The sequence below is a fragment of the Schaalia sp. JY-X169 genome (genome assembly GCF_014069575.1).
In the GTDB taxonomy this organism is placed as follows: Bacteria; Actinomycetota; Actinomycetes; order Actinomycetales; family Actinomycetaceae; genus Scrofimicrobium.
On the sequence record NZ_CP059675.1, the window covers coordinates 1928026 to 1942388 of the forward strand.

8 protein-coding genes are annotated in these 14363 nt (G+C 59.6%); 1 reads left to right on the forward strand and 7 read right to left on the reverse strand.

Annotated features, from left to right (window positions below):
* Positions 1 to 123: 123 nt before the first annotated feature.
* Positions 124 to 1287 carry a sensor histidine kinase gene (locus H2O65_RS08415; RefSeq protein WP_182141276.1) on the reverse strand — a complete coding sequence of 388 codons (1164 nt, stop codon included), beginning with the start codon at positions 1285 to 1287 and terminating at the stop codon, positions 124 to 126.
* Positions 1288 to 1518: 231 nt separating this feature from the next.
* Here H2O65_RS08415 and H2O65_RS08420 point away from each other — a divergent pair, with 231 nt between their 5' ends.
* Entirely contained in the window at positions 1519 to 2175 is a 657-nt protein-coding gene (locus H2O65_RS08420; RefSeq protein WP_182141277.1) for a response regulator transcription factor, read from the forward strand.
* Between the two features lie 40 nt (positions 2176 to 2215).
* On the opposite strand, the gene H2O65_RS08425 is transcribed toward H2O65_RS08420, so the two are convergent.
* The 6 genes from H2O65_RS08425 to H2O65_RS08450 all read right to left on the reverse strand — a co-directional run bounded on the left by H2O65_RS08425 (position 2216) and on the right by H2O65_RS08450 (position 14305).
* Positions 2216 to 3184 (reverse strand): class C sortase, encoded by a 969-nt coding sequence (locus H2O65_RS08425; protein WP_182141278.1) that lies wholly within the window; start codon positions 3182 to 3184, stop codon positions 2216 to 2218.
* A gap of 99 nt (positions 3185 to 3283) precedes the next feature.
* Positions 3284 to 4708, reverse strand: coding sequence for a SpaH/EbpB family LPXTG-anchored major pilin (locus H2O65_RS08430; protein ID WP_182141279.1), 1425 nt, complete (start codon positions 4706 to 4708; stop codon positions 3284 to 3286).
* 86 nt (positions 4709 to 4794) lie between these two features.
* On the reverse strand, positions 4795 to 8589 hold the full coding sequence (locus H2O65_RS08435) for a SpaA isopeptide-forming pilin-related protein (RefSeq protein ID WP_182141280.1): 3795 nt from the start codon (positions 8587 to 8589) through the stop codon (positions 4795 to 4797).
* A 273-nt stretch (positions 8590 to 8862) separates the two neighbouring features.
* Positions 8863 to 11445 carry a LuxR C-terminal-related transcriptional regulator gene (locus H2O65_RS08440; RefSeq protein ID WP_182141281.1) on the reverse strand — a complete coding sequence of 861 codons (2583 nt, stop codon included), beginning with the start codon at positions 11443 to 11445 and terminating at the stop codon, positions 8863 to 8865.
* A 228-nt stretch (positions 11446 to 11673) separates the two neighbouring features.
* The gene (locus tag H2O65_RS08445) at positions 11674 to 12615 is read right to left on the reverse strand and encodes a class C sortase (RefSeq protein ID WP_182141282.1); all 942 of its coding nucleotides are present in this window, start codon (positions 12613 to 12615) and stop codon (positions 11674 to 11676) included.
* Between the two features lie 112 nt (positions 12616 to 12727).
* Positions 12728 to 14305, reverse strand: a complete 1578-nt coding sequence (locus tag H2O65_RS08450; protein WP_182141283.1) for a SpaH/EbpB family LPXTG-anchored major pilin — start codon at positions 14303 to 14305, stop codon at positions 12728 to 12730.
* Between the last annotated feature and the right edge of the window lie 58 nt (positions 14306 to 14363).

Sequence of the window (14363 nt, forward strand, 5' to 3'; positions counted from 1 at the left end):
AGGAGAACCTTGAATTACGACCTTTAGCCAGCACGTGACTATACAAAGGTCCTACCTTGTCGCCGCGGGTGACCCTTACGGGTGAGCTACCGGATTAGCTCGATTAGCGGGATTCCGCGGACCCTAGCTCTTCGACGGCGCAATAGGCAGGCTCGCCCGCACCACCCAGTCTGAACCAACGATCCCCGCACTGAACTCCCCTTCGACGCCGAGGACGCGCTGCGCCATTCGGTTCAGGCCCGTGCCCGTTGACGGCAGGTCACGGCGCGGCGTGGCTGGCAGAGGGTTGGAGATCGTCATCTCCACAACCTGGTCATCGACCTCGACCTCAAACACCACTTCACCCGGACCGGAGTACTTGAGAATGTTCGTTGTGGACTCGCGGACGATCCGCGCGAAGATGATCTCAGTCCCACGGGGAATCACCGGGTTGCCAGGATCCCCGGTTAGAAGGGTCTTACGACCAGTTGCGCGCAGCTCCGCACGCGCCTCCTCGATTGCGGAGTCCAAGTCACCGGAAGAGATCCCCTCGGTATCCGTAATCTCATCGGCCAACGCGATTACGAACCGCAAGTCGTTGAGCGCCTTGCGTGCCGAGAGCCGAATGACGTCGGCTGATTCCTCCCGCGTCCGCTCATCATCGAGCAGCTGGGAGTGAAGTGTCACCACAGTCAGGTGGTGTGCGATGCTGTCGTGCAGTTCCCCTGCGATCCACCGTCGTTCGGCGAGGACGGCTTCGTGTTCGCGTTCCTTCTGTTCCTCAAGCGCCGCTTCTAGCCGTTCACCACGTGCGTACGCAACCCGTAGCGCCAACCCGACAAGACCCGATATGGCGGCAACTAGCAGTAGTGCCGACACGCTGGTCGTTTCCCCGTTGCGGCTCCCTAGTCCGGATGAAATTGCCGCACCGGTAACTAGTAGACCTCCAATGTAGGTAAGGATGAGGGGTGTCGACCCCAGCCGCATCACCAAGAGTGCAGCAACTGAACCTGCGATCACCGTATCTACGGCATTGCCTGTTGCGAAGGCTATGAGGACAACACCGCCCAACACGGCGGTCGCGATTGGCGGAGACCATATATAGCCGATTAGGGCTACCGTCACCAATATGCTGATGATTCCGGCTTGAATGTTGGGACTGGAACTCAGAGCCATGACCAAAATGTCACTGACTACAAGAACGCCAACCAGCCCGAACAGAACGAACTGTTCGGGCTGGCTGAGGTATTCGGTCTTGTCAAACCATTGTCGACCTGAGGGCCCTGTCGCCTTCTGCTTGTGCACCATTGCTCCAGTATGACGAGGAAGGACCGAGTCTGGTGGAAGTATTAGCGGATGAACCCGAAGAAGATTCCAAGCTGTCGCCAGATGTACATTGGTCGCACCCCCCTCGATTTGGCTATTGGCCTTTTGTCTTGTTGAGGTCTATTCTTCCGTCGAATGCGGGGTTAAACATCGGACAATTCGCTAGAGTTTTATTGGCCAAACGTCTAATGAACTGGGCATTAGAATGTCTTCATGAGTGAGATTCGGGTAGTCATAGCTGACGATGATCCCCTGGTGCGGGTTGCACTGTCCCACTTTGTCTCCCGCGACCCTGAAATCGTCGTGGTTGGGGAAGCTTCCGATGGCGCAGAAGCCCTCAAAGAGATCGAGGAGCACCACCCCGACATCGTCATGATGGATGTGCAGATGCCTGGAATGGGCGGGATTGAAGCCACTGAGCAAATCTCTGAGCGCTTCCCTGACGTCCGCGTCCTTGCCGTCACCACTCTCGACACCCGTGAAACCGTGCTGCCGATGCTTAGTGCCGGAGCCACCGGCTACATGCTCAAGGATTCAAGCGCCGAGGAAATCCTTGCCGCCCTGCGCCAAGCCCACGACGGCACCAGTTCCCTCTCCCCGCGCATCGCCGCGATGCTGGTCCGCCACGTCCGCAGCTCATCGACCGGCACACCCAGCTCCTCAGACCTGGCGCCACTGACCGGCCGGGAGAATGAGGTTCTAGGCCTCCTTGCCCGCGGCATGTCGAACGCGGAGATGGCAGACACCCTTCTGGTATCGGAGGGCACCATCAAAGCCCACCTCGGCAGCATCATCTCCAAGTGGCATTTGCGTGACCGAGTGCAGGTGCTTGTTGCGGCGGCCAGGGCCGGCCTAGTCCACTTTGACTAGACACTAAGCTAGGCCGCTACCTAGCCGCAACCAACCGAAACTACTCCTGGGACCGCGACTTCTTCGGCGGGTAACCCGACCGCCAAACATACAGACCAGCCACCAAAACACCGCTGGGCAGGATCACTGCCCACCACGGGAACCCTGGGATGTCCGGCGCCTTCCCCGCCGCCTCCACGTCCTCAATCGGTGTCGGCGTAATCCGCTCCCCTGTCACAAGGATGCGGTGTGTGTTGATTCCTAGTGGCGTGCACGTCACCAGAGAAACAATGTCCTCCCCCGCGCGTGGTAGAACCGTCTGTGTATCTGAGGGCTCAACAACCTGCGTCTCAAAGACCTGGTACGTGAGCACTTCCCCTGCAATCTCAACGACGAATGTGTCGCCAATATCCAACTTGTTTAGGTTGTTGAACATGGTTGCAGAGGCGAGGCCCCGGTGAGCGCTGATCACTGAATGGGTGTCGATCCCACCCACAGGTAGCGATGTCCCTTGGAGGTGACCCGCCCCCTTGAGCAGAGTTTCGTCCGAGGTACCGTGGTAGATCGGTAAATCCACGTCGATGCTGGGGATCTTGATGCGCGCCATTGCTTCTGTCGGACCTGCAAGCAGATCCCAGTAGTCGAGGTCGCCTTCCGACGCACTATCCGTGGTGGGTTTATGAGCATCTGCACCCAGAGTGATGGCGCCTGTGCTCAACAAACGGTTGTACTCGTGGGCCGCAGCTAGTTTCTCGTCATTACCCGGAGTTACGTTTGCCTGAACTTGGTGGGAGTAATTCTCGATAACACGGGACTGATTCCATTGCGACCACCACGCTGCCGTAGATGGATACATGAAGATGGACAGTCCGACGAGGGCGATCAGCGCGATCACTAGCGACACCCAGCTGAGTCGCCAGCCGCGCCTTTGACGCGTATCCCCATTGGTGCCTTCTGGTGCGGCACCGTTGGGCTCAAGCACCGTCGCGGAAGCGTGTTGCGCACTGGTCGCCTTCGCGGATCTCTCCATCTTCTCCCTCTCATGCCAAGACGGTGGGGAAAGCATAGCGCTCTCCCCACCGTCGGGGCTTAGTCCCTGTCTCTTAGGCCAGGAACCAATGTGTTTCTACTACTCCTGGTGTGCCTTGCGACGTGTCGCCAGGTACAGACCACCTGCAACAGCAACGAGACCAATGCCACCCATGGTCATCAGCATGGTGCCGTTAGCGCCGGTGAGTGGTAGCTCAGGGCCCTTGGGTTTGTGGTTGTCGATGGTCACCGTCGTTGACGTTTGAGCGTCCGCCTTGATCGTGTATGGGCCACTCCACGGGTCTGCAGGAAGGACGTGACCAGATGGTGCCGTAACTTCCTTCAGCCACACCTGGCGCTCAACCGTGGTGCCGTTACCAACAAAGATGTTGGCGGTGTAGGTGCCATCACCCTTGTCGGTGAGGGTGCCAATCTTGGTGCCATTCTTTGCGTCGTAGATGTCGAACACCGCGCCACTGAGCTTGGTGTCGGTTCCCACGGACTTCTTGGTGAGCACGATGTCACCCCAGTTGGTCGAGCCTGATCCAGTGCCAGGCTCGCCGTTGATCTTGACCACAACCTCGTTGACGAGTTTGCCATCCGGGCTTTCCTTCACGGTGGTGTTGACAACCGCGGTCACGGTTTGGGCTTCGGCGCGTCCGGCATTGAGCTTGGTCAGGCCGTCTTTGGTGAAGGTCAGCACGCTGCCCGCGACATAGTAGTCACCAGTCTCTGGCGGACCGGCAGTCCCAGCGGTCAGCATTTGGCTACCGATCTTGATGTCACCCCAGCTGGTGAACTCCAGACCGGTCATCGCCGTGTCGGTGATGACGAACGAGGTAAAGTCCTGGTCCGCTGCCGGAACAGGAATGGTGATGTCCCAGGCGACGGTGGTGCCAGTTTCCCAAACCTTATGGTTCGGATCATTCGGCGTCTTGGTGGGGGTGACGGTGCCAAGGACGTTCTTCGGGTACGCGTGGACGTTGTATTCCCACTTGACGAAATTGCCTTCCTCGTCGTTCACCGGCATGGGGATCGTCACGAAGAACGGCGCCGCTTTCTGAGTGATGAGGTTGTCGCCTGAGGCCGTCTCAGTCACCAGGTACATACCGACGCCCAATCCTGAGAATGTCACTTGGCCATTCGCAGCCGTCTCGTCGGAAGTGCCATTGGTCAGTGAATAGCCAGCTGGCAGCGTCGGCGTAGGTGTGGTTCCGAGGGCCTCGGCGAGCTCCCAACCCTCAGCAGTAGCCAGCGGGATGCTGTCACCGTCGTACAAGACCTCCTGCACCTTGAAAGTAACGCCTTCGAGCGGGTCACCCTTCGGATTGCCGGGGGCGCTGGTGTCATCCTTGACGTGCTTGTGGACGATAATCGACCCTTTTTCACTGGGGTTGATCTGCTCTGCACTAGGGCTTAGTGCCATCGCCGAGGTCGACAGGCCCACGACGCCCATCAGACCCAAGGCGGCAGCGCCGACGCTTGCGAGGGCCCGCCTCGCGAACGTTGTCTTAGTTCTAGACATTTGTCTTGTTTCCTCTCATTTCCTTGGGTCTTTCGGACGCAAGAAGTTTCTTTCTGTTCGGTCGGTAGGACGTGTAGTCCACGAGCTCATGCTCGATGTGCTGCGCCCCCCTTCCTACGGTTCATTGCGGTAAGCGCTAGGGCTCCGGCCAGGAGTCCGCCGCCAAGAATGGTGAACATTGCGGCGCTCTGACCGCCGGTTAGGGGTAGTTTGGGTCCTTCGGCCTTGTGGTTCAAGAATGGGCTCCCCTTATCGGTCACCGTGTTGCCCGCGTTCAACCCATCAATGGTGAAGGTGAACGAGTTCGACGGGCTGTTGAGCACGTAACCCGGAGGAGCCTTGGTCTCAGTCACCGTGTAGGTGCCCCAATGGAGACCCTCCAACTTGAACTTGCCCGCGGCGGGATCCTTGTCCAGCTCGGCACACGTTCCGGAAGTACAGTCCTGGATGACCGTTCCAGCGGTGTGGTTCGGGCCAACAATGGTCCACTCGGAGCCAGCCAGGAACGTGCTGGTATTGACCGAGTCGACCTTTTCCCAGGTCACGGTGCCGGGCTTGTCCTTGTTGGTGAAGGTACAAGTCACGCTGGCCCCTGCGTCGACCGTCACGGTGCTGTCTTCGAGCGTTCCACCCTCGCAGACGAGGGACTCTTGCTCGTACCCATCCTTGGGCGCTTCAGTGAGGACATAGTTACCAGAGGCGACGTCCTGGGTCTCTCCCGAGTCGAACACAAGCTTCGTGTCGTTACCCTTCTGGGCGAAGAGGTCGCCATCCCAGCTTTCAGGCGTCAGGTTGCCGCTATAGGAGTTGTTGACGACCTTCACCAGGTTCAGGGTCTGCTTGGGAACATTGACAAACCGGTAGATCCCTCGCTCGCCCTTCTCCACGCTGACACTCGCTGCGTCCACGCCGTCAGTAGTCCAGCACGTGTCGTCGAAGTTGATCGGCGCGGCAGGGCAACCGTCCTTGACCACATACTTCTGGAACGCGGTTTGCGTATACTGCGGATTCTGACCGCTAGCCAACGCCTCAGTCACCATGTAGTTGGCTCCGGGCTTGACCAAGATCGAGTTGTCAGCCGTGGCCGAGTTGGACCCGGTTGCGGCGTTCAGGCCGGGCAGGGTGCCTGAGGTTGCCGAGACCGTCCAGTCCCCAGCCGTTGCCCAAGCCTCTGGGCCGTCGGCCTTCTTCAGGACCGTCAGTTCGGCTGTCGCGTTAGTGACGGTACAGGTGACGTTCTCGCCGTTGGCGACGGTAACTGTGTCACCACCAGTTACGCCCCCTCCGGAACCGGTGCACACCCAGTCGCCATCTTGGCCATAGACATCCCCGCTGGGGCCCGTGGTCGAAGACGCGAACGCCTCACTGAGCGTGTAGCTACCCGGATCAACCTGGATGTTTGTTGCACCGGTTGAACCGCTCTTCTTTGCGTCGATGACCTTGGTGTTGCCGGTCGCGGTCGATGTGGCCGTGAGGTCCCAATCCTGGGGCATGGCAAACGGGGTCACCAGTCCACCGCTCGGATTGGTTACGGCTTTGACCAAGGTCAACGTGCCCTTGGGCACCTCGCGGTTCTTGAACGTGCAGACGACATTCTCGCCGATTCCAATACCCGGGACTTCAGCCTTCAGCTCGTCCAAAGTAATGTTCGCGTCGTTAACCGTGCAGGCAATATCCTCGAGCGCCCACCCTGGCTTCGACTGCTCAGTGAGAGTGGCGTCTGATGTGTCTGTCGGGTTGGTGAACTTGAGGGTCCACGTGTATTTGCCGTCGGTGCTGGTGGTTCCCTCAGTAGTCACGGGGGTCTGTGAATCTGCTCCGGTCTGAGCGAAGTCGAAGGTCCAGCCGCTTGCCGGGGTGAAGTTCTCCGCAGAGGCGGCCTTCGCGAGCTTCTCGACGGTGACTGTGGCTTCGCACTTTAGGCCCTGCGCGAAATTCTCCAGCACTCCCTGCAGCTCGCTCCAGTTGGCAACGGCGTAGTCGAACTCGTTGAGCCCCATGCCGGTGGCGAACTTGGTCGGACCCGAAATGGCAGCCAAGTTGTCGTCGGACAGGTTGCCGCCGATTCCGACGGTGACGACACGAGTGTCCGTGGCCTTGACCGCGTTGGCGGAGAAGACCGCCCGCTCGAGTTCACGGAAGGTGGTCATACTTCCGCTACCACTCCGGTCACGTCCGTTGTTGGAGAAGGTTGGGTTACCGTCGGTCAGCACGAACACGATGTCGTAATTGTTGCTGAGGGCACCTTGGGCCGTCTTCCAAAGCCCGTCATCCCAGTTGGTGCCGCCACTCGGTGTGAAGTTAGCCGTCTGACCGTTGCTCCCAGCAGTGGAGTACCAACCCTTGACTATGTTCGCGCCGGCCGGAGTCTCCACGCTTTGCGGCGTCGGGTGGTTTTGAACTGCGCCAGGGCTGTTGGCTGCGAAACTGAACATCGCCACGGAAGATGGCGTGCCGGTCAACCCGTCCACCAGCGCAGTGGTGGCTTGCGCCAGCGTGTTTTGGTAGTTGTTGACGGATCCAGAGGTATCCAGCACCACCGCAACTTTCACTCCAGCGTTACAGGTCTGTGTGAGCCTGGGGTTCACCACGCGGTTGGCGAAGTATCCGCTACCCGCGTCGTAAGGAGGCTGGGTCCAATTCGTCCCGTTGTCCGTCGAGGTCGTCGGAATACTGATCGTAGAGGTGCTCGCGGGTGTGAAGCCGTACTGGTAGGTCTGGTTCATGAATGGGCTGTCGCCCGTGGAGAAGTTCGTCAATATCGGAACAAGCTTCTGCGCTGCGGTGCTCCCTGCAGCAGGAGGAAGCTCCCTGACGAAGACCTGCTGGCTCTGAACCAGCGCGACGTTGGTGAAGACACAGTTGCCCGGATTTGCTGTAGTGATCTCGCACGTGTGGATCGGCTCAGTAGCCGTTTGGGAGGCGAAGATCCCGAACCTGACGCCCGCGGTGTCGGTCCCGTTCACTGCGTTGGACGCCGTCCCCGTTCGGTAGGTTCCTTTCGGGACCGTGATCGTGTAGTTGCTGGTCGTGGCTTTGTTGAGTGTCAAGTTGCCAAAGTCGTAGGTCTGGTTGGTCCAGGTGGCGCTAGAACTCATTTCAATCCAGTTGTTGTTGGTGCTCCACGTGTAGCCATATGGCGCGTCACCTCGCTGGATTCGGTATCGGCGGCTCGAGGTAATGTTGTGGCTTCCAATCTGCTTCACGAGGAACTCGCCGCGGTCAGGATCGAGGTCGGCTCCCGTGTATCCGGCCTGCCCGTAGTTGTCGAGCACGGTGATCGTGTCCCCCCAGTTGCTGCTGGATGATCGCGGGCCCGCAATTCGGACGCTGGCACCTTGAACAAGGTTGTTGGAGGTGTCCCGGACATCCCAATAGATGTACGGCGGGTCCACAGTTGACTCCGGTCCCGCAGTCAGCGGCCTGATCCCCGCCTCGAGGGACTGCGCTTCCGCCTCGTCCGCGGAGGTGGTGTCCGTCTGCGGCTGGTCCGTGGTGGTCGACACTTCTCCGGCGGGCTTCGACGGCTCCGTTGGCGTCGGTGCCGTTGTGTCGGTTGGGGTGGTGACCTCGGGAACCGGAGCCGGAGCTGGTGCAGGGTCCGCAGGAGTAACCGGGGTGGTGCCCTCGTTCGGGACTTCGTCCGCAGGTTCTTCGGTGATGACCGCTGGCGTGTCCGCATCATCCGCAACCATGGCCACTGCGGGGGTGGCGTCCTCGGATGTTGCGTCGGACTGGGGGATTGTGGTGGCGGCAAATGCGCCTGCGGCTCCGGTGCCGACAAGGGCGAGGGTGGCTAATGCTGCCAGGGCGCCCATACGTCCTCTTGCGTAGGTTTCCTCCACGCTGGTGCTGTGCTTAGGTCCAGCTCTTCGCGCCATTTGATTCTCCAACCGCTCTATCGCTCTAACTTGCTCAGTACACGTACATAAGGGGCGTATAGCTACGTCCGCTTCAAGCCCTCGATTTGCTTTGTTGCGAACACATAACACCGTTCACACAAGGCACCATTGATACCGAATGTAGGTCCTTGGTCAGGGCGTTTGGACAATGGGCAAAGTTACTCACCCGGACAATCACCCGGGTGTTCGAGACACGCCGAATGGGTTGTGAGGCGTCTTGGGAGCGTGCTATGCGCGGGGTGGTAGGCCCGCTTACGACTGGTTGAAAAGACCCCTGACGCCAGCCACACCAAGGGCATCCCGGCGTTTGGAGACGCCGAGCTTTTTGTAGATGGACTTGACGTGGGTGCGGACGGTGTTCTCCGAAATGAAGAGGCGTTCACCGATCTCAGCAAGCGTGTCCTTGGTCTTGAGTTGCTCCAGGATCTGCTGTTCCCTAGCCGAAAGTGGGGTAATGACCGTTAGCTGCAGGGGTCCGGAGCGGACTTCTCTGAGGAGGGCGTTCAAGCCACTCTCCCCCGCTAACTCTTCGGCCTCGGCCAGGGCGGCAGCATCGTCCATAGAGAGGAGAGCCAAAGAGACACGACTACCGTTTTCGTAGAGGGTGGCCACCAGTTTGCCGAGGACGCCAGCAAGATCAGCAGCGGCGTCAAAGCGAAGCAGGATGGCAGCTTCGAGGGCCAGGGCCTCCGCACGGACACGCACCGTGACATCTTTGCGTTTGTGGACGCGGGCTAGGACTCGCAGTGCTGGTCCAAGCTTGCCGGCATGGAACAGTCCGCGCCCGTAAGAAAGCAGTTGGATGGCGGTGGCTGTGCGCATGTCGAGGTTGTCGCGGAACTCATCCAAGTTGAGGTTTTCCCCGAGGGCGGCGGCCATGAGTTGCTCGGTGTAGTCCAGCATCGCCCTCGTCCGAACCGTCAGGCTCTCTGCGGAGTGGCGGGTACGCGAAGCCTGCAGGCGAGCGATCCCCTCCCGCGGCGTGCCGGAGAGAAGGTCAATGAAACCTTGGACGGTCGCGACAGTGCTCCAGTACTCCTCTGCGAAGGTGGTGCCACTTACGGAGAAGAGCAGGTCGGACGCACGTTCGAGGTCGAACATTTCGACTGCGCGAACGGCCTCGTACAAAGTGATCATGAAGGAGGCGGTCCCTGCGAAGATGCTTCCGTCCTCGGCGAAACTGGGACCGAAAGTTACGTTGCTGGCGGCGCGGTCTGCTGTCACCAGATCCCCACACAGTGCGGCGATGGCGGCAAGGTGAGCGTTGGCGAGAGTGCGCATCGGTTTGCTTGACCCATTTTCGGCGACTGCGATGAGGGGTTGGAGAGCTTCCTCGAAGGCACCGGCAGCCATCATTGAGGCGGCGTTACTGATGGAAGCGAAGTCAGCTCGGCTCGAGATGGGCTTTCCAGAGTTGGTGTAAACGACTTCCAAGAGTTCAGCGGACTTAAGCGCAACCTCAAGGGCGCGGGCAGGGCGGCCACTCTTCCTCAGGGCGGTGCCTTCTGTGGTGTAAAGAAGGGCATCGCGGAACGGGTCCGAACGGTCACGCAAGGAACGGGCCGCGGCAGCGCTTCGGCTCAAGATATCAATGGAGCGGGCACGGCTGTTGCTGGTTCCGCCAAGGGAAATAGCCGCTAGGCACCCCAACTCCGGATAGCGGTCAGCCACCGTGTCAGGCACCCACTGGATGATGGGGAGGAGCGCTTCGGGAGTCAAAGCCAGAATGAAGTCAGAGTTACCCATGAGGACGTCGTCGGCCAATGCGTAGTCACGACCTTTGAGGGCGGTGAGGAGGGCAGCTGCCGGTTCGCCCTCGTCCACCAAAACCTGCACTGCGGTGCGGACCGCGGCCGCGATCGTGCGATCTGACAGGCGGAGGCGACGCACCTCGCTCAACTCATCAAGGACCAGTGGTGAAAAGGTGAACGTTGAAGGGGAGTAGGCACCCCAAACACCAAGACCAAGTTGCTCAGCTTTAGCAAGTAGGTTCGAAACGTCGGAACGTCCAGTCAGGGTGCGAGCCAGCGTCTGAGAAAAAGAGTCCACGACGCTGACCTGCAAGATGAAGTCAGCAAAATCGTCATCCTGTAGGGCGGCCTCAAGGTCGACAACTCCAGATGATGCGTGCATGTGAGAGACGAGGTTCGTCAGAGCGGCCGGTAGATCCGACACTCCGGCCTGGGTGAGATGCTTGACGGCAGCCTTCGTCATGGCGACATTCCCCTGCGAGTTTGCGAACACTGTGTCGACGAGGGCGTCACTGATGGCAGGAACGTGATGGCGCAGGTAATCCCGCACTTCCCCGGTGGTGAATGCCAGTTGGTTTGCGTCAATGACACTCAGATCACTGACCATCTGCATGCGGGGGCTTTCTAGAGGTGAGCGGGTCTGTGAAGCGGCGACAACTGAAAGGTTCCGGAATGTGCGCAGAAGCATCAGGATGAACTCGGTATCCTCACGCGTTAAGAATGGGGCGTCGTCAATGAGGAGGTAGATGGACTCAGGGGTGGCAGCCACGGCGCGGAAGAACCGTTCGCGGGCGGTGGTGGCCGTTGCATCGTGAGCTGCTGGAGCACCGAGGACCTCAGCACTCAGCTCCCAAATGGTTCCAGCGCCAATCTGGCTGATCGCTTCGCCGGAAATGAAGACGGCCTTGGCTGCGGGGTCATCGGTGACGGTGAGGGCGGTTTCGGTGAGGATGCTGGTCTTGCCGGAGCCTAGGGGCGCGCGGACAACGGTGAGGGATGCTCCATCAAGCACCGTGCGGACCAAGTCGGGACGCTTCCAGTGAAGCTTCGACAAGTTCGGGGTCATCCGATTCGGATCTGACATTGTGTGCCACCACCCTAGGGCGGCCCTGTTGAGCCGTATCCCATACATACACAACGACCGTCGTTGTTGGGCTTAACAATGCAACTATATCGTCATAACTCCGTGATGCAAGATGATTTAACCACCCGTTGCCTCACCCGGTTCGGTGGTTGAGGGTGGTTCGGTGTCGCGTGGGTCGCATCGAATAGGACGAAGCGGGCTGCGGATATTTGCGCCTGCACCGTGAAGCTAGTGCCCCTTTGTCGGCGCCGTGGCGTCTTCAGTTGAGGCTGACGTCGACTTCCGCTTCGGTGGGTAGCCGGAACGCCAAACGTAGGCGCTGACAACCACAATCCCGGTGGCGCCGACCAGCGCCCACCAGGGGAAGCCGGGGATGTCGGGTTTCTCGGATGCAGCCTCAATATCGGCTATCGGCGTGGGAGTAATGCGCTCGCCGGTGACGAGGTAGCGATGGGTGTTGATCCCCAGTGGAGTGCAGGTTACAAGGGTGACTAGGTCCTCCCCCGACCGGAGACGAATTGCTTCCGTCTCACTGGGAAGGACGGTACGCGTTTCGGTCACTCGGTACGTGACTACGTCACCGAAGACTTCAATGGTGAAGGTATCTCCGACCTCGACCTTGTTCAAGTTGTTGAAGAGTGTGGCCTTGGCTAGGCCGGTGTGTGCAGTAAGTACCGAGTGAGTGTCGGTGCCACCAACCGGGAGTGACGTGCCCTGCAGGTGCCCGACCCCTCTCTCCAGAGTGGCATCGCTGGTGCCGTGGTAAACGGGTAGGTCTACGTCTATCGAAGGAATCTTCAGTCGGGCCATCGTGTCATGACGGGTGAGCAGGAGGTCCCAGTAGCCAATCCCATCGATTTCGATAGCTTGAGCCCGCTCCAGATCGGTGGTCGGTTTGTGTGAGTCAGATCCGACGACGACCTCGCCCGATCCAAGCAGTTGGTTGTATTCTCTGGCGCGCCCAAGCTCAAGCTCATTGCCGGGTGGAGCGTCTTCAATGACGCTAGATGAATAGGCTTCGATGGCTTGTGATTGATGGTACTGCGACCACCAGGCAGCCGTTGATGGATACAGAAGGACACCGAGGCCGGACAGGCCGACGAGGGCGATGATGATGGCGAGGACATTGGGACGCCAGCCGCGCCTGCCCTGTGAGCTGTCCTCACGCAAGAGGGATTCCTTTCGACAAGGTAGCGGCGGGAAGGTGGTGACCCTCCCGCCGCTACTGCAATGTGTCCTCTATGCCGGCCGGACCTGAGATGGCCAGCGGCATAGGCTATACCTACTGCTGGGCGTGGTTCCTACGACGCTGCACCAGGTACAGGCCTCCCGCAAGGAGAACCAGAGCGGTTCCGCCGATGATCATCATGCGGGTACCGTCAGCACCCGTGAGTGGCAGGTCGGGACCGTCCTGCTGGGTGTTTACAACGGTGAGTGTGTACTCGTTTTCATCCAGCTCGCCCGGAGTGATCGTCACTGGGTTCGCGATGGAGCCCGCGACGTAGCCGACTGGAGCCTTGGTCTCGTAGACGCAGTAGTCCTTGGTGGCGCCTTCCGTCGGAACATCATTCACATCCTGGTAGTTGGCAACCCATAGGCCAAGCGGCGAGGAGTTCGCGGGCGTGGCGTTGTCCCACAGGACAACACCGTCGGCACCAGAGGTGCCTGTGGCAATGGCAGTTCCCGCACCTTCAGCGTTCGCTGCACACGCGCCGGCGCCCTGCTCGAACACCTGGAACTCAGCGCCTTGAAGGACTCGTGCGGTTTCACTGTCATCGGTCTTCAGGATCGCAAGCTGACCCCAGTAGGTCGCCGGCGTGGTCTCACCCGGGGTCGGCGTGTCGTTGAAGCTGGAGCCGTAGCCGTTATCGGGTATGCCCGGGGCGTTCTCGATCTCGCCGTCTCCCACGGAGGTTACAGTGGTCACGAACTCAACAGTGATCGTCTTACCCTTGTTGGCGTTGATCGCAGCAAGTCCCTGAGGATCGGTGAACGTCCAGGTGATGGCGTCGGTGTCACCCTCGGATGGGGAGGTCACATCACCCGCTGCGACGTCAGCATCGCCGATCTTCACGGTGGAGGACACATAGCTCAGGCGATCATCGAGTAGGTCGTAGATCGAGGCTTCAGTAATGGCATCAGCTGTATCCGGAATGACTGCGCTGATCGTCCACGTCACGGTTGAGCCGATAATGAGGTCAGAAGGACGCTCTTCGATGGTCTTCTCGGGCGCCTCAGATGCCTGGTTCTTGGGGTAGACGTGAACGTCGTAGGTCCACACGTGGTCCGCACCCGTCTCGCCGGAGTAGCTGGGGTAGGGGACGGTCACGAAGAACGGGTCCACCTTCTGAACGATGTTGTTGTCACCGTTGTCGTCGCCTTCGGTGACGTAGTACATGCCAAAGGAGAGATCCTCGAACTCCGCTACGCCAGACTCGTCGGTCTCCAGAGTCTCTGCAGACCCCACGATCAGGCAGTAGTCGGTACCGAGTCCGTCCTCAGAAACCTCACTGGCTTGGTCCCAGCCGTCATTCGTTAGCAGGTTGATTGGCGTGCACGAATCGTCCGCACCCTTCACGCCCACCTGCTGAATTGTGAACTCGACACCCTCTGCAACAGGCAGATCCGGAATGTCGTCGCCCGTGAGGAGGCTTCCGTTGTTCGGCCCAAATTCGTCACTGGATAATCCGAGGTACTTGTGAACCGTGAGGGAGCTGGTGCCATCCCTCGCTGGGTCAATATTTCCCGAGTCGGCCGCAAATGCCGTGGTCGTCAAACCGACAACGCCCACCAAACCCAAGGCGGCGGCTCCCACACTGGCCAGAGCCTTCCGGCCCAGTGTTCCTTTGTTATCTTTCAATTTTCTCCATTGTCCTTCCGTGGAGGTGCCATAGCGACACCAAACTTTTTGTCTAACG